A 19,784-nucleotide genomic window follows, 5' to 3' on the forward strand; every position below is an offset into this window, starting at 1 on the left:
GCGCTGGCTCTGAGCTACTGCTTTATAACAAATAGAGGCACTCGTACGGTCGCAGGCAGTTAGCGATCGGCGCATCAGCATAGTTGCTGAAGATAGGTGCCTGTTTTTGCGTATCAAGATTGAGGATCTGCTGCTCGTCGCTGAGGTTAGCAATCACCGTCAGCTGCTCGCCGTGCCAGGTACGGCGATAGCACCAAAGGTGAGGGTTATCCGGCAGCAGGTCTTGATAATCACCGTGAGTCAGCACCGGCAGCTCTTTGCGCAGGCGAATCAGATACTGATAGGTGTAAAACACCGAATCCGTATCCGCCAGTGCCTGCTCGGTGTTGATGTGGGTGTAATTCTCGCTCGGCGTGATCCACGGCGTCCCGGTGGTGAAGCCCGCATTGGCTGAGGCGTCCCATTGCATCGGCGTCCGGCCATTGTCGCGGGATTTCGAGGCCAAAATCTCCAGCAGTTCTGCCTCGTTTCGGCCACTGGCCTTCAGCTCAGCAAACATGTTCAGGCTTTCCACATCGCGGTATTGCTCAAGATGCTGGTAGCCCGGATTGGTCATCCCCAGCTCTTCACCCTGATAGATGTAAGGCGTGCCCTGCATGCCGTGCAGCACCATCGCCAGCATCTTGGCGGCAGGCACGCGCAGCTTACCGTTTTCACCAAAGCGGCTCACGATGCGCGGCTGGTCGTGGTTACACCAGAACAGCGCATTCCACGCGTGGCCGTGCATCCCTTGCTGCCACTCATTGAAAATCTGCTTGAGCTGCACGAAGTCTGGCGCGGCCTTGGTCCACTTCTCACCGTTGGGATAGTCCACTTTCAGGTGGTGGAAGTTGAAGGTCATCGACAGCTCGCTGCCATCGTTGGCGGCGTATTTGCGGCAGTGCTCCAGCTTGGTTGACGACATTTCGCCGACGGTCATCAGGCCCAGCGGCTTGAAGACGTCGCGGCTGAATTCTTGCAGGAACTCGTGAATACGCGGGCCATCAGTGTAGAAACGGCGGCCATCGCCGATGTCGTCGGACGGGAAATCCTGCTGCTTGGAAATCAGGTTGATCACGTCGAGACGCAGGCCATCCACCCCTTTTTCCGCCCAGAATTGGCAGATCTTTTTCAGTGCTTCGCGTACCGGCGGGTGCTCCCAGTTAAGGTCCGCCTGCTCGCTGGCGAACAGATGCAGATAGTACTGCTCGCTCGCCTCGTGCCACTGCCACGCGCCGCCGCCAAACTTGGAACGCCAGTTATTTGGTGGACCTCCGGCGCTGTCGCCATCGCGCCAGATGTAGTAATCGCGATAAGGACTGGCGGGATCCTGTGCCTGTTTAAACCACTCGTGATGGGTCGAAGAGTGGTTAAACACCATGTCCATAACAATGCGGATCCCGCGGCGATGGGCTTCGGTGGTTAAATTCTCGAAATCTTCCAGCGTACCGTAATCCGGGTCGATGGCGCAGTAATCGGCCACGTCGTAGCCGTTATCAATCTGCGGGGAAACGTACATTGGCGTTATCCACAGCGCATCAACGCCGAGGGTTTTCAGGTAGTCCAGACGGCGGGTGATACCGTTGATATCCCCCATGCCGTTGCCGGTGGTGTCCTGAAAGCTCTTCGGGTAAATCTGGTAAATCACGCCGTTTTTCCACCACGGCAATTCACTGCTCATCGTCTTATCCTTTTCTTAATGCGTCATCTTTTACTAAACAATCGCCAGCTCGCCTTTACGCGCTTTACGCTTGTAAACCAGTACCGTCAGAATGATTGGAATGACAGTAGCGACCAGCATTGCCAGTGCGAATACGCCCCAGAACTGCGGTTTAATGGACAGAATGCCCGGCAGGCCGCCAACGCCGATACCGTTAGCCGTGACGCCGCTCAGGCCACAAATCAGGGAGGCCACTGCGGAGCCAATCATCGCGCAGAGCATTGGGAAGCGGTATTTCAGGTTGATACCGTACATCGCCGGTTCGGTTACGCCGAGGAAGGCGGAGATGGCGGCCGGGACTGAAACTTCGCGCTCGTTGTGTTTCTTAGAAGCAATAATGATGCCGACTACCGCCGCCGCCTGCGCGATGTTGGAGATAGCAATCAGCGGCCAAACTGGCGTGCCGCCGGTGCTCTGCACCATCTGCATGTCGATAGCCAACGTGGTCTGGTGCACGCCAGTGATAACCAGAGGTGCATAGAGGAAGCCAAACAGGGCGGCGCCAATCGGCGCGAAGCTGCCGGTCATCACGGCTTTCACCGCCCATGCCACGCCATCACCAATCATGCGGCCAAATGGACCAATCAGGGTGTGGGCCAGGAACACCGCGAGGATCAGCGACACCACTGGCACGATGACCAAATAAAGGTAGTTCGGCACGATTTTCTTCAGGGCGTTTTCGATAATGGCTAATGCCATACCCGCTAGCATAGAAGGAATGACCTGCGCCTGATAACCCACTTTCTCAATGGTGAACCAGCCGAAGTTCCACACTTCAGGAATTTGCTGGCCGAGGTTGTAGGAGTTCATCAGCTGCGGGGAAACCAGCGTGATACCCAGCACGATACCGAGGATTTCGGTGCCGCCCATTTTCTTCACCGTGGACCAACACACTGCCACTGGCAGGAACATGAAGATGGCTTCACCCAGCAACCACAGGAAGTCGTAGATGGTTTTCCACATCGGGTGCATCTGGGCCAGCGTCTGGCCGCCGCTCATCGGGATATCACCGATGACGTTGCGGAAACCTAAAATCAAACCGCCGCTGATAAGAGCAGGCAGCAGTGGGAAGAAGATCTCAGCGAAGTGCGAAATGCCGCGCTCCACCCAGCTCATGTTCTGGCGGGCAGCCACTTTGGCGGCCTCTTTGCCGGTGTCATCTTTGCCGCTGCTGGCGATCAGGGCTTTGTAGTAATCGTCAACTTCAGGACCAATAACCACCTGGAACTGTCCGGCATTGGTGAAACACCCTTTGACCATTGGCAGTTCTTCAATGGCTTTCGGATCGGCTTTCTCTGGATTATTTAATACGAAGCGCAGGCGGGTAATACAGTGCGTGACCGTGGCGATATTTTCGCTTCCGCCGACCAGCTCTATTAGCCGATTAACAGCTTGCTGATTTACTTTGCTCATGGATTGACCTTATGTTCCCTTTGTACCTGACGCTAAGGAGGAGCCAAGGACGCTAGGGATATTGTGATTGTCGTTAGGGTACATTTCGACCTTTAGCATAGCCAAACCTATGGGAACTTGTCTGGGAACGTTCCCGGTTTTAAGCGGTAGATCACAATTTTTCTGCATGACTCAAAGTGAGGTATTCAGCTGGCCAATTGGCCGGGAATAATAATTTGCCTTAAGTCGGTTTTTTGGCTGAGTTGGGTGAGTAATTGGCGGGCAGCGGATTCGCCCCCCTTGCCATAACCCAGCTCGACCGAGAAGGTATTAGGGAAGAGGAAGCGGAGCAGGGGGTTGTTACCAATGCCGCACACCTGAACGCCGCTAACGTTCTGTTGTTGCAGGTATTTCTGTGCACCGAGCGCAATGGTGTCGGAGGCACAAATCACCGCGTCTGTTTCGGGGAGCAAGACTTGAGAAATCAGCTCGAAGCCGCTTTCATAGTTCAGTTTGCCCAGCGCCATATGCGGCGTCAGGCCGTGTTCCGCGCAGTAGCTTTGGTAAGCCTGAAAACGTAGCTGGCCGGTGGTGGTATCTTGCGGCGAGACGCCGATAAAGCTTATCTGCCGATGGCCTTTCTCCAGCAGGGTGTCCATCAGCAGCCGCACCGCGCCCGCGTCGTCATAGCAGACTGAGGAGAACTGCGGCATTTCGCGCGCCATCATCACCAGATTGTCCTGCCAGCCTTGCAGCATCGCGGCTTCTAACCCGGAGAAGCCAAACAGCACAACGCCGTCGATATTTCTCTGCTTCAGCACCTGCAAATGCTCTTGCACGCGTTCGGCGCTGAACTGGCTTTCCATCACAATAGGGTCGTAACCCTGCTCGTAAAATAGCGGCAGCATGGCGCGCACTGCCTGATTCTCAGAGGGAGAATCAAGGCGCGACACGATGATCGCCACAATCTTATCGCTGAACCCGCGCATCGCCCGCGCCGACTTCGACGGGCTGAAATTATGCTGCTCAATTACCGCCAGTACCCTTTCGCGCGTGCGTGGGCTGACGTTGCCTTCATGGTTTAGCACGCGTGAAACGGTAGATTTACCGACCCCGCTCAGGCGGGCAATGTCATTAATGGTCAGGCGATTTTGCATGATTTTAGCGCTAATGATTGATCAGGTTTATGTTTGGTTGCAGTTAACCAGCGTAAACTGCGGGCGTTTGATAACCACTGTATGCCAATTTGCCGATGAGCTGATGGTTTTGCTCAGCCGATAAATTGTAATACCGGACGGGTATCTTTTCCTAAACGTTCCTTACCGGAGATAAAAACCTAATGGGACCCGACCCCAATTCTGTAGGTCCGTTGTGATCCGGTAAGCACCCGCTTTTTAGCTACTGCTTACCGTGACACTAACGCTTGAAAAAGTGCTGTACAGGTAAGCGGTGGCGATCGATTTTCGTTCGTCCCCCCAATTTTAATTTATCCAATCCCCTGCACGGGCTAGCCACGCCTGCGTGTTGCAGTGGGACGGGTTTTGCTTTTGCCATGCCCAAATTTTAGGTTCTGGGCGCAACAAAGGGTCGAACGATGTTCAAAACTATGACTCAACGGCTGCTCAATGCACTAAGCCGTAACTTACCACGCCGTCTGGTTCGCCGTGATCCCCTGCTGGGTGATGCATTGCAACAAAATGTGCACGGCGGCAAAGCGCAGGAAATCCCTGCCAGCATGGCCAATCATAGCCTGAAGTGCGCCCGGGCGACGGAAGATCAGCTGTACCTGCAATTTGGCAGTCATCCGGAAGGGCTGACCGGCCCTGAGGTCGAGGCTATTCGCGAGCGCGTGGGCTTCAACCAGACTGACGACCAGCAGCCCACCCCTTGGTGGCAGCACCTGTGGCACTGCTATCGCAACCCGTTCAACCTGCTGCTCACCGTGCTGGGGCTGGTCTCTTACGCCACTGACGACCTGACGGCAGCCTTGGTGATTGGCGCGATGGTGCTGATCTCCACCTTTATGCACTTCATTCAGGAAGCGCGCTCTAACCGCGCGGCGGACGCGTTGAAAGCCATGGTCAGCAACACCGCCACCGTGCTGCGCAGCGATGCCGAAACGGGCCGCAGTGAAACCTGCGAAGTGCCCATCAGCCAGCTGGTGCCGGGCGACCTGATTAAGCTTTCCGCCGGGGATATGATCCCTGCCGACCTGCGCATTCTGTCGGCCAAAGATCTGTTTATCAGCCAAGCCGCGCTGACCGGGGAGTCCCTGCCGGTCGAGAAGCAGGCCAACAGCCGCATGCCCGCCAATACCGACCCACTGGAGCAGGATACCCTGTGCTTTATGGGCACTAATGTGGTCAGCGGCACGGCGATGGCCATTGTGATTGCCACCGGCGGCGAAACGTGGTTTGGCCAGCTGGCCGAGCGCGTGACGCAGGAAGAGACGCAGCCGAACGCCTTTCAGGCCGGGATCAGCAAAGTTAGCTGGCTGCTGATTCGCTTCATGATGGTGATGACCCCTATCGTGCTGGTGATCAACGGCTACACCAAGGGCGACTGGTGGGAAGCAGCGCTGTTTGCGCTCTCCGTGGCCGTGGGCCTGACCCCAGAAATGCTGCCGATGATTGTGACTTCTACGCTGGCGAAAGGGGCAGTTAAGCTTTCAAAACAGAAGGTTATCGTTAAACGTCTGGACGCCATTCAGAACTTTGGCGCCATGGACATTCTTTGTACCGACAAAACCGGCACCCTGACGCAGGATAAAATCGTCCTCGAGCGCCATACCGACGTGCTCGGCGTCACCAGTGATGAAGTGCTGCACTTGGCGTGGCTCAACAGCCACTATCAGACCGGCCTGAAAAACCTGCTCGACGTGGCGGTGCTGGAGCGCGGTGACATTGCCAATGCGCGCAACTCATTGAAAGTTGATGAGATCCCGTTCGACTTCGACCGTCGCCGCATGTCGGTGGTGGTGTCCGACCATGCCGACAGCCATCGGCTGATTTGCAAAGGCGCGCTGGAAGAGATGCTGTCGATTTGTACCTTAGTGCAGCTCAACGGTGAGATTGTGCCGCTGACCGATGTGCTGCTGGCGCGCATTCGCCGCATTACCGACGACCTCAACCAGCAAGGGCTGCGCGTGGTCGCCGTGGCGCACAAAGTGATGCCATCGCGCACTCAGGGTTACGGCATTAATGATGAATCCAGCCTGATTTTGGCCGGTTACATTGCCTTCCTTGACCCACCAAAAGAGAGCACCGCGCCTGCGCTGAAAGCCTTAAAAAACAAAGGCGTGACGGTGAAAATTCTTACCGGCGATAACCCGCTGGTGGCACGTAAAGTCTGTAAAGACGTCGGGCTGAAAGTGGATGAGATCCTGATTGGCAGCGATATCGAAAGCATGGATGACGCCCAGCTGCTGGCGGCGGCGGAGAGCACCACGGTGTTCGCCAAACTGACGCCAATGCACAAAGAGCGCATCGTGCGCGTGCTGCGCGGCGAAGGCCACGTGGTGGGCTTTATGGGCGACGGCATCAATGATGCTCCGGCGCTGCGCGCGGCGGATATCGGCATTTCGGTTGACTCTGCGGTGGATATCGCCAAAGAAGCGGCTGACATCATCTTACTGGAAAAGAGCCTGATGGTGCTCGAGCAGGGCGTGACCGAAGGGCGTAAAACCTTCGCCAACATGCTGAAATATATCAAGATGACCGCCAGCTCCAACTTCGGTAACGTCTTCAGCGTACTGGTCGCCAGCGCCTTCTTGCCGTTCCTGCCAATGTTGCCGCTGCACCTGTTAATTCAGAACCTGATTTACGATGTGTCCCAAGTGGCTATCCCGTTTGATAACGTGGATGAAGAGCAGCTCGCCAAACCGCAGAACTGGAACGCCGGGGATATAGGTCGCTTTATGGTGTTCTTCGGGCCGATCAGTTCAGTGTTCGACATTCTGACCTTCAGCCTGATGTGGTGGGTGTTCAAGGCCAACACGCCGGAAATGCAGACCCTGTTCCAGTCCGGCTGGTTTATCGAAGGCTTGCTGTCGCAGACCCTGATAGTGCATATGATCCGCACCCGCAAAGTGCCGTTTATTCAGAGCCGCGCCTCTTGGCCGCTGTGCGTGATGACCCTGATGGTGATTATCACCGGCATCGGCTTGATCTACACCCCAGCCGCCGGATTCCTGCAATTGCAGGCGCTGCCGCTGAGCTACTTCCCGTGGCTGATCCTGATTCTGGCGGGGTACATGGTGCTGACCCAAACAGTGAAAGGCTGGTTTGTTCGCCGCTACGGCTGGCAGTAACCGCGCGTTGTTAAGCTTAAGGCGGTGATTGTTAACTCAATCACCGCCTTTTTATTACACAAAGGCTATAGTTAATCCTTTACGATTCAGCAGGCTATGTCAGTCTGCTTTACCTCTAAGGGATCTTGCCAATGCCATTGCCATTCCGTCGTTCCTTATTTGCCTCGTCGTTACTCCTTGCTGTCAGCTCCTCGTCCTTGGCCGCTCCCGCCGGGGATTTGCCCCTTATGCCATGGCCGCAGCAGGTTGAAGTGGCCCCGCAGGCGGGGAAATGGGTGGTGGACAACAGCCTGTCGGTGGCGGTGAGTGGGGACAATCTCGGCGCTATTCCCCAGCGTTGGCGTGAGCGCATTGAGCAGCAGACCGGCTGGACGCTCCAGCCGCAGCCGACTGACGGCAAGCAGAGCAAAATTCAGGTAGTGATCAAACATAAAGTAGACGCCCTGCCGAAGCCCGACAGCGACGAAAGCTATGACCTTGACGTCACGCCGCAGGGCGCGACCATTACCGCCAACAGCCGATTTGGCGCGCTGCACGGCATGGAAACCCTGCTGCAATTGCTGCAAAACGACGGCGAAAACACCTACCTGCCACTGGTGAAAATTCACGATAACCCGCGCTTTGCGTGGCGCGGCGTGCTGCTGGACTCCGCGCGACACTTCCTGCCGATAAGCACCATTAAGCGCCAGCTCGACGGGATGGCCGCCGCCAAGCTGAACGTTTTGCACTGGCATCTGACTGACGATCAGGGCTGGCGCTTCGCCTCCGAGCACTATCCGAAGTTGCAACAGTTAGCCAGCGACGGCGAGTTTTATACCGTGGCCGAAATGAAAGACGTGGTGGCCTACGCCACTGCGCTAGGTATTCGCGTGGTGCCGGAAATCGACATGCCGGGCCACGCCTCGGCAATTGCCGTCGCCTATCCTGAGCTGATTAGCGCCCCCGGCCCTTACCAGATGCAGCGCGAGTGGGGCGTGCATGAGCCGACGCTCGACCCGTCTAACGAGCAGGTCTACCAGTTTGCCGACACTATCGTCGGTGAGCTGACCGCCATCTTCCCCGACCCCTATTTGCATATTGGCGGCGATGAAGTGAAAGACACTCAGTGGGTGAATTCCACGGCGATTCAGGCTTACATGAAGAAGCATAATATTGCCGACAGCCATGCGCTGCAGGCCGCGTTCAACAAGCGTTTGCAGGAGATTTTGCATAAACATCATCGCCAGATGGTTGGCTGGGATGAGATTTTCCACCCCGACTTACCGCACGACATTGTGATCCAGTCATGGCAGGGGCCGGACTCGCTGGGGGCCAGCGCGCAGCAGGGGTATCAGGGGATCCTTTCCACCGGCTTCTACCTCGACCAGCCGCAAAGCTCGGCCTACCACTATCGCAATGAAATCCTGCCGCAGCCGCTTGGCGTGGAGCAAAACGTCGCCGAGGGTGAAAAAGCCCAGAGCTGGGCATTCTCCATGCCGCGCCTGAAAGGCAGCGCGGTAGACGGCAGCTTTACGCTGATTGAAGGCAAGCAGGGTTGGCGCGGATTCATTGATTTCAAAGGCAAAACCCGCCGCGCGGTGCGCGATATCGTTTGGCAGAATGACGGCAAAGTCAGTTTCACGGTAGACACGTGGATGGGCGACACCCGCCCGGTGCTCACCCTGAAAGACGGCAAGTTCGACGGCTATTTCCTGATTGGCAACGCGCGCTATCCGGCTACCGGCAGCCAGCTTGGCGAAACGCCGCAGGGCACGCCGCCAGTGGTGCCAGACGCCAAAGCAATGAAAAACATTCTCGGCGGAGAAGCCGCGCTGTGGCAGGAAAATATCACCTCGCAGATTCTCGATCTGAAGCTGTGGCCGCGCGGCTTTGTGGTTGCCGAACGCCTGTGGTCCGCCGAGGATGTGAAAGATATCAACAACATGTACCAGCGTTTGGCGAAAGTGGATGCCTGGTCGGCGGTGTCGGTCGGGCTACAGCAGCATGCCGAAACCACCCGCCTGATGACCCGTCTGGCCAACAGCAGCGACATCACGCCGCTGTTGACCCTCTCCTCGGCCCTCGAGCCAGCGCAGTATTACACTCGCCAGCACCTGAAATTTAAGGCCGGAAACTACACCCAGTTTGAACCGCTGAATCGTCTGGTGGACGCGTTGCCAGCGGAGAGCAACGCGGTGCGCGAGCTGGATAATCAGGTTAAAGCCCTGCTGACTGACGGCAAAGACGCGCAAGCCGCCGCCGCCATTCGCAACCAGTTGACGCTATGGCAGGCCAACACTGCGCAGGTTAAGCCGATCCTGGCGCAAAACTACGTGCTGAAGCCGGTACAGCCGGTGGCGGAGCAGCTTGGCAAGCTGTCCGGGCTGGGGCTGCAATGGCTGGATAAAATCCAGAAAGGCCAGAGTATCACCGCAGAAGAGCGCCAGCAGGCGCAGGCCCAGCTGGACGGCGCGGCGCAGATTCAGGATGAGTTAGTGATCGCGGCGGTCTATCCGCTGGAAAGACTGCTGCAAGGTGTGAAGTAAGGGAAAGTGCGGCTGGGAGTCCATGATTGCGACAGATTTATAAACCCCGTTGCAACGGAAATAATGATCGGAGGAATGAAAAAAGCCGGAGGGGGAAATCTCCGGCTTGGATTAAGTCGTGCCGCTACGGCATCACACCTTCTGGCATGCCGCCGCAGTAAAGATAACGTCGGTGGAGGAGTTCAGCGCGGTTTCTGCGGAGTCCTGAATGATGCCGATGATAAAGCCGACGGCGACCACCTGCATGGCGATGTCATTGGGAATGCCAAACAGGCTACAGGCCATGGGGATCAGCAGCAGCGAGCCGCCGGCCACGCCGGAGGCACCGCAGGCGCAGACCGCCGCCATCACGCTGAGCAGCAGCGCGGTGAGGATATCCACTTCAATGCCCAGGGTGGTGACCGCCGCCAGTGTCAGCACGGTGATGGTGATGGCTGCACCCGCCATGTTGATGGTTGCGCCAAGAGGAATAGAGACGGAGTAGGTGTCTTCATCCAACCCCATTTTGCGGCACAGGTTCATGTTCACGGGAATGTTGGCGGCCGAGCTGCGGGTGAAGAAGGCGGTGACGCCGCTCTCGCGTAGGCAGGCGAAGACCAGCGGATAAGGATTACGACGGGTTTTTGCGAACACAATCAGCGGGTTGAAGACCAGAGCGACCAGCAGCATACAGCCCACCAACACTACTAGCAGGTGCGCATAGTCATACAGCGCGCCAAAGCCGCTGGTGGCGAGGGTTTCTGCCACCAAGCCAAAAATCCCCAGCGGCGCGAAGCGAATCACCACGCGGACGATTTTGGTTACGGCTTCAGACACGTCGCTAATCATCGCCTTACTGGTGTCAGCCGCGTGGCGCATAGCCAGCCCCAAACCAATGGCCCAAGCCAGAATGCCGATGTAGTTGGCATCAATCAGTGCGCGGAACGGGTTCGACACGACGCTCATGATCAAGCCTTTCAGCACGTCGACAATACCGCCCGGCGGGGTGATGGCAACATCGGCGATTTTAAGATCCAGCGTCGAAGGGAACATAAAGCTGACCACCACGGCGATCAGCGCCGCCGAGAAAGTCCCGAAAAGGTAGAGGAACAGAATAGGGCCAAGCACGGTTTTACGGCCCAGCGGATGGTTCATGATCGAGGCGGTAACCAGTACTAAGACCAGCAGCGGCGCGACGGCTTTTAATGCGCCGACGAACAAACTGCCGAGCAGCCCGACGGAGGTCGCTGCACCGGGCGCAAGCCACGCCAGAGCAATACCTGCCAATAGGCCGATGAGGATTTGTTTAACCAAACTTGCGTGCAGAATGCGTTGAATCAGCGATGGTGTTGATTGTGTTTGCATGTTGTTTTTCCTTGTAGTGTTGCACCTTTCCCAATCCTGAGAGGTGGCCTAGCAGAATTTAGCTTAAAAAATAACGGGCACTTTAAGGCGCCCGTTTTGGCTTCTCATATTGCGAGCTATGCCCGCTTATTTTTCTAATTTTGCGCGGTCAGTTCGATGATTGACCCAAGTATTGATCAGCAGCGTGGTCACCAAAATGGTCGCGATCACGCCCAGTGATACCCCAACCGGAATATGGAACACGTCGAGCAGCAGCATCTTGATACCGATGAAAATCAGAATCACCGCCAGACCGTATTTCAGCATCGAGAAACGTTCCGCCACGCCTGCCAGCAAGAAGTACATGGCGCGCAGGCCGAGGATAGCAAACAGGTTAGAAGTTAGCACGATGAACGGGTCAGTGGTCACGGCAAAGATAGCCGGGATACTGTCTACCGCGAAAATCACGTCGCTGAGTTCCACCATAATCAACACCAGCAGCAGCGGCGTAGCGAACAGCAGGCCGTTGCGACGCACGAAGAACTTCTCGCCGTGCAGCTCATCGGTCATGCGCATTTTACTGCGCAGCCAGCGAATCATCGGCTTCTCGCCAATCTCACCATCATCCTCTTTCGCCAGCGCCATCTTGATGCCGGTAAACAGCAGGAATGCGCCGAAGACGTAGAGGATCCAGCTGAACTGCCCGACTAACCAGCTGCCCGCGAAAATCATCCCGGTGCGCAGGACTATCGCGCCCAGCACGCCGTAGACCAGCACGCGGCGCTGAAGGTTTGCTGGGACAGAGAAGTAGCTGAACAGGATTAGCCAGACGAAGACGTTATCCACCGCCAGCGCTTTTTCCAGCAGATAGCCGGTAAGGAACATCAGCGCCTGCTTGTCCGCCACTTCGCGCCCAAATTCACCGTTCAGATACCACCAGAAGCCGTAGTTAAACAGCAGCGACAGGCCAATCCACACCAGCGACCACATCGCGGCACTTTTCATGGTCATCACCTGCGCGCCTTTGCGTCCCTGTAAGAACAGGTCCACGGCGAGCATGATAACCACGACGACGGCAAAACTGCCCCAGAGCATCGGGTTGCCTACGGAATTCATCATTCTGTTATCCTCGAAAAAACATCAAAAAAAAACGGCCACGTCAGAAGACGTTAGCCGCTCTTATTGAGCTATAAGCAAACCTCGCCTGACGGCAAGGTCTCACTTACAACCCATATGCTTCACTGCCAAATTGCGGCGAAAAACGCGCAACTTGAATCAATTCACATAGATGCTATTCACTCGATGAATATTTTGAATGAAATAAATAGCTGGATTGCCCGGAAACCGGGTGGCTGAGACGTGCGCTGCGACAGCGCGGGTCCAGACACCGTAATGACGATTATCCGACGAAGAAGTTACTCCCCTTTGCATGGCAGAAAGTAATCCAACCCGTGTCTAAAGTCAAACATTCTGACACATTATGAAATATTCAGCCTGCCAGTGCATTACGCTTGCCGAGCGCCGCAACAAACGACAGCAACAGCCCCTGAGCCAGCGGCGTATCACTGAGTTGCTGTAATTTCTCAGCATAGTTGACGTTGTCATTAAACGCCTGCGCGTCAAGCCATTCCAGATAGGTTTTCATCACATAACCTGAGAATTCAGGGTGGAACTGCGTGCTGATGGCATTCGGGCCGTAGCGCAGGATCTGGTGTGGGTCGACGGAGGAGCGCGCCAGCACCGTGGCGCAGGCGGGTGGGGTGATCACGGCTTGCAGATGTATAAGGTTTGCCGCGAAGCGAGCGGGCAGGTGCGACAACAGCGGGTCGAGATGGCCGCTCGGCGTGAGTTCGATGTCCAAAGTACCGACTTCAATACCTTGCGCCAGATAATCCACTTCGCCGCCCAATGCATAGGCCATCAGCTGATGCCCGTAGCAAGCGCCAAACAGCGGCAGCTCTTGCAGCATCGCCAGACGCACCCAGTCGGCGGCGGCTTCGCTCCAGTCCAGATGCTCAGTCACCATGCTGCGCGAGCCGGTGATGATGGCGCCGCAGTAGTTTTCCGGCGGCAGGGGGCGTTCGCCCGCCTGCAGATCGACAATTTGCAGCTGCTGGGGATTGATGTCCCCCTGACGCAGGAACATCTGCGGGAAATTGCCGTGGACGTCCTGAATCGGCCCTGGTGCGTGGCCGGTTTGTAATATCAGTAATGGCTTCAGATTGGCTGCGCTCATCTCAACTCCCACTCACATGTCGTCTATTTATCTGCCGGGTTATCTGCTTTCTTGTCTGCCGGGAAAACCACGCCGGTCTGGCGGCGGATTTCGGTGAGCAGCTTGGCGGTAATACGTGAAACTTCCAGCCCCGGATGGCCTACGAACTGGTTATCGACCAGCAGCGCAAAAGTTTCAGCCTCATACAGCATGGTGTTGATGTGCTGTGGTTGGGTGAGATCTAACTTTTGGCTGCCGCGGGGCGTCAGGCTAAGTGTCTGGCATTCGGAGATTTTCTCCATCTGCAAAGTGCCTTCCTCCCCTTGGATCTCACTGGCGAGATGGGAATCGGCGATTTTCGAATGGTTGATCACCACGTCGAAACCATCGGCATATTGCAGCACGACGGTGCCCTGACCATCGACGCCGCTTTCCAGCAGAGTGGCAGAGGCTTGAACTGAAAGGGGTTCGCCAAACAGGGAAACCGTGCTCGCCAGACAGTAATAGCCAATGTCCATAATTGACCCATTGGAGAAGGCCGGATTGAAGGTGTTTGGGTTCTCGCCCGCCAGATAACGCGGGTAGCGCGACGAATATTGGCAGTAGTTGAAAATAGCTTTGCGCAGCTTACCAATGCGATTTAGCGCGCCTTTCATATGCAGGAAATTCGGCAGATAGGCGGTTTTAAAGGCTTCGAACAGCACCACGTTATTCTCGGTGGCGCAGGCAATCATCTCTTCGGCCTGTTGCAGATTCGACGACAGCGGCTTTTCGCAAATCACGTGCTTTTTGTGGCGCAGGAACAGCAAGGATTGCTGGCAGTGCATGGAGTTCGGGCTGGCGATATACACCGCGTCAATGTGGTCCGAGGCGGCGAGGGCGTCGAGCGAGTCGAAATAGTGCTCCACCGGATAATCGTGACCAAAGGCTTTGGCACCCTCAAGCGTGCGGGAATAGATCGCGGTGAGCTTCATTTTGCCACTCTCATGAGCGGCATCGATGAAGCGCTGGGTGATCCAGTTAGTTCCAATTACTGCAAAACGAATCATGGTTGCTCCAGTACCCGCCATCCTTCGAGCCGCCTCGGCGTTATTTGCCTTGATGCAATCCGAATGATTTTGGGTAGGTATGGTGTTTTTAAAAATCAAATGCACCAAATTATTAGAGATAAAGTTTCCCGAATAACTCCAGATGCGTCAGGTACATGCGTGTGTCGAATTCTAGCTGATGGTAGTCGGGCGCCATATGACAGCAAAGGCTATAAAATGCCTTATTGTGATCTTTCTCTTTAAGGTGCGCTAACTCGTGCACCACGATCATTTTCAAAAAGGCTTCCGGCGCGGTTTTGAATACCGTCGCCACGCGGATCTCAGCCTTGGCCTTCAACTTTCCGCCCTGAATCCGCGAAATGGCCGTGTGCAGGCCGAGCGCGTGCTTCATGACGTGAATTTTATTGTCATAGGCGACTTTGCTCAGCGGCGATGAGCTGCGCAGATATTGATTTTTGAGGTCCAGCGTATACTGGTACAGCGACTTGTCGGTGGTGAGTTCGTGCGGTTGCGGATAGCGCGACAGCAAAACTTGGCCCAGACGCTGCTGGTCAATCAATTGGCGTACCTGAGCCTGTAGCGACTCGGGATAGCCTTGTAGATAGGTCAATTCAGGCATAACTGTTTGCTTTAGCTCTCATTGATCCGCAAAGAGTGCCGCAATGGCGGCAGATAAAGCCTTTTTAACTGAAAAAACATTTTACTGATAGCCCAATTTAAGGGATAAACAGCGCAAATTGAATAATGAGGAGGGCCAATGAGCCAATTCGAACTCGAACAAGGTGATCAACTGCTGCAACTGGAACTGGAACGTTACCCGCAAGATGAGGCGGCGACGCAGTTGCAGGCATGGGAAGCTGCGGACGAATATCTGCTGCAAACCCTGACCACCGACGCGCTCAATGGCCGTCCTGTCCTGATCTTTAACGACGCTTTCGGCACGCTGGCTTGCGCGCTGCAACAGTTCGAACCGACCAGCATCAGCGACTCCTTTATGAGTCAGCTGGCGACGCGCCACAACCTGCGTTTGAACCATTTCGACGAAAGCCGCGTCGCCCAGCAAAGCAGTCTGGTTCCGCTGCCAATCAATCCTGGCCTGGTGGTTATCAAGATACCAAAAACCTTGGCTCTGCTGGAGCAACAGCTGATTGCCCTGCGCGAAGTGGTGACGCAGGACACGCAGATTATCGCCGGTGCCAAGGCGCGTGACATCCACACCTCCACGCTACAGCTGTTCGAGAAGATTCTTGGTCCGACTAAAACCACGCTGGCGTGGAAGAAGGCTCGCCTGATTCACTGCCAGCCGACTTTGCCTGCGCAAGCCGCCGAGCCTGTTACCACCGAATGGGCGCTGGATGACAGCGAATTTCGCATCACCAACCATGCCAACGTGTTCTCGCGCACCGGGCTGGATATTGGCGCGCGCTTCTTCATGCAACATTTGCCGGAAGGCATTGAAGGGCGGATTGCTGATTTAGGCTGTGGCAATGGCGTGATCGGCATGACCGCGCTGGCGCTGAATCCAGATGCAGAGATGCTGTTTGTCGATGAGTCATACATGGCGGTGGAGTCGAGCAAGCTGAATGTCGAAAACAACCTGCCGGAAGATATCAGCCGCTGTCAGTTTGAAGTGAATAACATGCTGGCCGGCGTTGAGCGCGAAAGCCTGCACGCCGTGCTGTGCAACCCGCCATTCCATCAGGGCACGGTGATCAGCGATGACACCGCGTGGCGCATGTTTTGCGACGCCAAGCGCTGCCTGCAAACCGGCGGCGAGCTGCGCATCGTCGGTAACCGTCATCTGGACTACTACCAGAAGCTGCGCCGCCTGTTCGGCAACTGCACCACCATCGCCACCAATCAGAAATTCGTTATTCTGCGCGCGGTGAAGTCAGCGGCTAGAGGGTAGGTTTTTAGAAGTCATGTCGGGCGTGGCCTTTGCTGCGCCCGATAGTTTCAAATTGCCATCGCCAGTCTCGTTCCTTGATCTATCGCCCGTCGGGCGTCCAGCTCTACAGCCATTTCGGCGCCGCCAATCAAATGTACGACTTTCCCGGCTGCTAAAAGGGGAACCTGCAAGTCACGCTGCGGCTCCTGACCCGCGCAAATAATGATGTTATCCACCGCCAGACACTCCTCCGCGCCGTCGCGCAAGATGTGCAGACCTTGGTCATCAATGCGTTGATAGGTCACGCCGCTCCACATCTTCACGCCGCGTTGCAGCAGGCTGGCGCGGTGGATCCAGCCGGTGGTTTTGCCCAAGTTCGCTCCCACTTTACTGGTTTTGCGTTGCAGCAGCACGATTTGCCGCGCCGCCGGTTCGGCTTGCGGGCCGTCGGCGCTCAATCCGCCGCGTTGGGTGAGGCTTTGATCGATGCCCCATTCGTGGCTGAAAGCGCGGCTGTCGAGACTGGCCGAAGGGCCGTTTTGCACCAGATATTCGGCGGTATCAAAACCAATGCCGCCGGAGCCGATGATGGCGACGCGTCGGCCAACCGGCTTTTTATCTCTGAGCACGTCGAGATAGGTCAGCACGCTCGGGTGGTCTATTCCCGGGATTTCGGGCAGACGGGGAAGTATGCCGCACGCCAAAACGATTTCATCGAAGCCATTGAGCTGGCTGGCATCCACTTTTTCGCCCAGACGCAGCGTCACCTGCAAAATAGCTAACTGGCGCGAGTAGTAGCGCAGCGTCTGGTAAAACTCCTCCTTACCGGGAATTTGCTTGGCGATATTAAACTGCCCACCAATCTCACTGTTGGCGTCGAACAGGGTGACCTGATGCCCGCGACTGGCGGCCGTGATAGCGAAGGAAAGCCCCGCCGGGCCAGCGCCAACCACCGCCAGACGTTTGGCGCGCTGGGCCGGGATCAGCGGCATTTCGGTTTCGCGGCAGGCGCGCGGATTCACCAGACAGGAGGTGAGTTCGCCGACAAAAATCTGGTCCAGACAGGCCTGATTGCAGCCGATACAGGTGTTTATCTCATCTGCGCGGCCCTGCGCGGCTTTCTGCACAAAGGCCGGGTCGGCGAGGAAGGGGCGCGCCATGGAGACCATATCCGCGCAGCCGTTAGCCAATAGCTCTTCGGCCACCTGCGGATCGTTAATGCGGTTGGTGGTGATCAACGGAATGTTCACCTTGCCCATTAACTTGCGCGTCACCCAGCTAAACCCTGCGCGCGGCACCATGGTGGCGATGGTCGGCACCCGCGCCTCGTGCCAGCCAATGCCGGTGTTGATGATGCTGGCACCGGCCTGCTCAATGCCTTTGGCGAGGGCTTCTATCTCCTCCCAGTTCGAGCCTTCTTCCACTAAATCCAGCATCGACAGGCGATAGATAATAATGAAGTGTGGGCCACAGGCCTGGCGCACGGCGCGCACTATTTCCAGAGCGAATCGCATGCGGTTTTGCGCATTGCCGCCCCACTGGTCGCTGCGCTGGTTGGTGCGCGCGGCCAAAAACTGGTTAATCAAATAACCCTCTGAACCCATGATTTCCACGCCGTCATAGTCGGCCTGCTGCGCCAGCGCAGCGCACTGGGCGAAGTCGGCAATCGTCTCTTCAATCTGTTCGTGAGTCAGCGCCAGCGGGGAGAAACGGTTGATTGGCGCCTGCAACGCCGATGGTGCCACGGGGTTAGGCTGATAGCTGTAACGCCCGGCGTGGAGGATCTGCAAGGCGATTTTCCCGCCAGCCTGATGAACTGCCTCCGTCACCACTTGGTGATGGGCGATTTGCTGCTGCTGGTTGAGCACCGAGCCGCCGCGATACACCACGCCCTGCGCGTTGGGGGCGATGCCGCCGGTGACAATCAGGCCCACGCCCGCGGCGGCGCGCTCGGCATAGAAAGCCGCCATGCGCTGCGGCCCCTCTTCCAACTCTTCCAGCCCGGTATGCATTGACCCCATCAGCACGCGGTTTTTCAGCTGGGTAAAGCCTAAATCCAGCGGGGCTAACAGGTGAGGATAAAACGGCGCGTTGTGTTCGGTCATAAGTCAGACCCTTAAGTGGTCGGATGAGATAAGAGTCAATTTAGCCGCAGAACGCCAGATTGGAAAGGAGAGTGGTGCCGAATGTGATGCACTTCATAAAGATCATCCGATGTCGGAAAAACAACAAATAATGTCCATCGACGCTTATGCATTGAGATTAATTTATTAGCAGGCTTTGTCTTATGAAGAGTATTAAAAAGCATTTATTCCCTGTGCCAATAATTTCCCAACGAAATAAAAATAAGACCGTGGTTACCCCTATTTAATTTCTACCGGTTTATATAAAAGACATTATTTAAGAGTAATAAGATTATTTTTATAGTCGCGCTTCGAATCGATTCAGTTCAGGTGGTGGCTGGTCTAGGCTGGTGCTGCTTCACCCAACCTACCATTCCAACCTGGATATAAACTATGAATCTTATTGACCATACGGCATGCCGTCCATTCACCGAAGCTGGGCATTTATCACAAATAGCGGCCTATTATGAAGAGGGTCGAAATGTGATGTGGATGATGCTAAAAGCCTTCCCGCGCCCATGTTTTAATCAGCCTTTAATTGAAGACATTATGAAACTGACCTATGCGGCGAAAGCCTCGGGTCTGCGTTTTGATTTTTGGGTAACCGGATCGCTGGTGCCTAATATGTATAATGTAGGAGGAGATTTAAGCTTTTTTGTTGAGTCCATTCTCAATAATAAGCGTGAGGCACTGCGCGCCTATGCGCGAGCCTGCATTGACTGCGTACACGCCGCTGCGCGCGGCTTTGACGTAGGCGCTATCAGCCTGTCGATGATTGAGGGATCGGCGCTGGGTGGCGGTTTTGAGGCCGCGCTGGCGCACCACTATGTCTTAGCGCAAAACACCGCCCGGATGGGATTCCCAGAAATTGCCTTTAATCTGTTCCCCGGCATGGGCGGTTATTCGCTGGTTTCACGCAAAGCGGGGATGCGTCTGGCGGAGGAGCTGATCTCAACCGGCGAGTCGCACTCTGCGGAATGGTTTGAAAGCCGGGGGCTGGTGGATGTGGTGTTCCAGCCCGGCGAAGGCTTTATCGCAACCCGTACTTTTATCGATACGATGCGACCAAAGTTAAACGGCATTCGGGCCATGCTGCGGGCGCGCCAGAGAGTGCTAAAGCTTTCGCGCTCCGAGTTGATGGATATCACGGAAGATTGGGTAGATTCAGCGTTTACGCTGGAGGAGAAAGATGTGGCGTACATGGAGCGTCTGGTGATGTTGCAAAACCGCCATACGGCTTCTCTGCGTAAATCCGGCTAGT

General features: G+C 55.9%; 13 protein-coding genes. 4 read left to right on the forward strand and 9 right to left on the reverse strand.

Going from position 1 to position 19,784, the window contains the following annotated elements; all coding sequences use genetic code 11:
- Positions 1-22: 22 nt before the first annotated feature.
- From treC to treR, 3 genes are all read right to left on the reverse strand, one after another.
- The gene (treC, locus tag SBO83_RS16885) at positions 23-1,660 is read right to left on the reverse strand and encodes an alpha,alpha-phosphotrehalase (protein WP_396132316.1); all 1,638 of its coding nucleotides are present in this window, start codon (positions 1,658-1,660) and stop codon (positions 23-25) included.
- Positions 1,661-1,693: 33 nt separating this feature from the next.
- Positions 1,694-3,112 (reverse strand): PTS trehalose transporter subunit IIBC, encoded by a 1,419-nt coding sequence (gene treB / locus SBO83_RS16890; RefSeq protein ID WP_353500707.1) that lies wholly within the window; start codon positions 3,110-3,112, stop codon positions 1,694-1,696.
- Between the two features lie 185 nt (positions 3,113-3,297).
- Positions 3,298-4,248, reverse strand: a complete 951-nt coding sequence (treR, locus tag SBO83_RS16895; RefSeq protein WP_353500708.1) for a trehalose operon repressor TreR — start codon at positions 4,246-4,248, stop codon at positions 3,298-3,300.
- Positions 4,249-4,685: 437 nt separating this feature from the next.
- Between treR and mgtA the strand changes: the two genes are divergently transcribed.
- The gene (gene mgtA, locus SBO83_RS16900; RefSeq protein WP_396132317.1) at positions 4,686-7,400 is read left to right on the forward strand and encodes a magnesium-translocating P-type ATPase; all 2,715 of its coding nucleotides are present in this window, start codon (positions 4,686-4,688) and stop codon (positions 7,398-7,400) included.
- Positions 7,401-7,531: 131 nt separating this feature from the next.
- Complete coding sequence (locus tag SBO83_RS16905) at positions 7,532-9,925, forward strand: family 20 glycosylhydrolase (protein WP_396132318.1); 2,394 nt, start codon at positions 7,532-7,534, stop codon at positions 9,923-9,925.
- 132 nt (positions 9,926-10,057) lie between these two features.
- Here SBO83_RS16905 and sstT read toward each other — a convergent pair whose 3' ends face one another.
- The 5 genes from sstT to SBO83_RS16930 form a co-directional block, all read right to left on the reverse strand.
- On the reverse strand, positions 10,058-11,269 hold the full coding sequence (gene sstT, locus SBO83_RS16910) for a serine/threonine transporter SstT (protein WP_396132319.1): 1,212 nt from the start codon (positions 11,267-11,269) through the stop codon (positions 10,058-10,060).
- Positions 11,270-11,395: 126 nt separating this feature from the next.
- Positions 11,396-12,367, reverse strand: coding sequence for a TerC family protein (locus tag SBO83_RS16915; protein WP_034795384.1), 972 nt, complete (start codon positions 12,365-12,367; stop codon positions 11,396-11,398).
- A gap of 370 nt (positions 12,368-12,737) precedes the next feature.
- Positions 12,738-13,484, reverse strand: coding sequence for a glutamine amidotransferase (locus SBO83_RS16920; RefSeq protein WP_396132320.1), 747 nt, complete (start codon positions 13,482-13,484; stop codon positions 12,738-12,740).
- A gap of 23 nt (positions 13,485-13,507) precedes the next feature.
- A complete protein-coding gene (locus SBO83_RS16925) occupies positions 13,508-14,512 on the reverse strand; it encodes a Gfo/Idh/MocA family oxidoreductase (protein ID WP_396132321.1) in 1,005 nt (334 codons plus the stop codon).
- A 112-nt stretch (positions 14,513-14,624) separates the two neighbouring features.
- Positions 14,625-15,131 carry a YgjP-like metallopeptidase domain-containing protein gene (locus SBO83_RS16930; RefSeq protein ID WP_396132322.1) on the reverse strand — a complete coding sequence of 169 codons (507 nt, stop codon included), beginning with the start codon at positions 15,129-15,131 and terminating at the stop codon, positions 14,625-14,627.
- A 138-nt stretch (positions 15,132-15,269) separates the two neighbouring features.
- Between SBO83_RS16930 and rlmG the strand changes: the two genes are divergently transcribed.
- Positions 15,270-16,421 (forward strand): 23S rRNA (guanine(1835)-N(2))-methyltransferase RlmG, encoded by a 1,152-nt coding sequence (gene rlmG / locus SBO83_RS16935; protein WP_396132323.1) that lies wholly within the window; start codon positions 15,270-15,272, stop codon positions 16,419-16,421.
- A gap of 47 nt (positions 16,422-16,468) precedes the next feature.
- On the opposite strand, the gene SBO83_RS16940 is transcribed toward rlmG, so the two are convergent.
- Positions 16,469-18,505 carry an oxidoreductase gene (locus SBO83_RS16940; RefSeq protein WP_396132324.1) on the reverse strand — a complete coding sequence of 679 codons (2,037 nt, stop codon included), beginning with the start codon at positions 18,503-18,505 and terminating at the stop codon, positions 16,469-16,471.
- Positions 18,506-18,916: 411 nt separating this feature from the next.
- Between SBO83_RS16940 and SBO83_RS16945 the strand changes: the two genes are divergently transcribed.
- Positions 18,917-19,783, forward strand: coding sequence for a crotonase/enoyl-CoA hydratase family protein (locus SBO83_RS16945; protein ID WP_353500721.1), 867 nt, complete (start codon positions 18,917-18,919; stop codon positions 19,781-19,783).
- The last annotated feature ends 1 nt before the right edge of the window (position 19,784 follow it).

Source organism: Ewingella allii (genome assembly GCF_044430645.1).
GTDB lineage: Bacteria > Pseudomonadota > Gammaproteobacteria > Enterobacterales > Enterobacteriaceae > Ewingella > Ewingella allii.

Coding starts and splice junctions, on each gene's coding strand:
- treC (WP_396132316.1), bottom strand. CDS start 1,660: ATGAGCAGTGAATTGCCGTGGTGGAAAAACGGCGTGATTTACCAGATT.
- treB (WP_353500707.1), bottom strand. CDS start 3,112: ATGAGCAAAGTAAATCAGCAAGCTGTTAATCGGCTAATAGAGCTGGTC.
- treR (WP_353500708.1), bottom strand. CDS start 4,248: ATGCAAAATCGCCTGACCATTAATGACATTGCCCGCCTGAGCGGGGTC.
- mgtA (WP_396132317.1), top strand. CDS start 4,686: ATGTTCAAAACTATGACTCAACGGCTGCTCAATGCACTAAGCCGTAAC.
- SBO83_RS16905 (WP_396132318.1), top strand. CDS start 7,532: ATGCCATTGCCATTCCGTCGTTCCTTATTTGCCTCGTCGTTACTCCTT.
- sstT (WP_396132319.1), bottom strand. CDS start 11,269: ATGCAAACACAATCAACACCATCGCTGATTCAACGCATTCTGCACGCA.
- SBO83_RS16915 (WP_034795384.1), bottom strand. CDS start 12,367: ATGATGAATTCCGTAGGCAACCCGATGCTCTGGGGCAGTTTTGCCGTC.
- SBO83_RS16920 (WP_396132320.1), bottom strand. CDS start 13,484: ATGAGCGCAGCCAATCTGAAGCCATTACTGATATTACAAACCGGCCAC.
- SBO83_RS16925 (WP_396132321.1), bottom strand. CDS start 14,512: ATGATTCGTTTTGCAGTAATTGGAACTAACTGGATCACCCAGCGCTTC.
- SBO83_RS16930 (WP_396132322.1), bottom strand. CDS start 15,131: ATGCCTGAATTGACCTATCTACAAGGCTATCCCGAGTCGCTACAGGCT.
- rlmG (WP_396132323.1), top strand. CDS start 15,270: ATGAGCCAATTCGAACTCGAACAAGGTGATCAACTGCTGCAACTGGAA.
- SBO83_RS16940 (WP_396132324.1), bottom strand. CDS start 18,505: ATGACCGAACACAACGCGCCGTTTTATCCTCACCTGTTAGCCCCGCTG.
- SBO83_RS16945 (WP_353500721.1), top strand. CDS start 18,917: ATGAATCTTATTGACCATACGGCATGCCGTCCATTCACCGAAGCTGGG.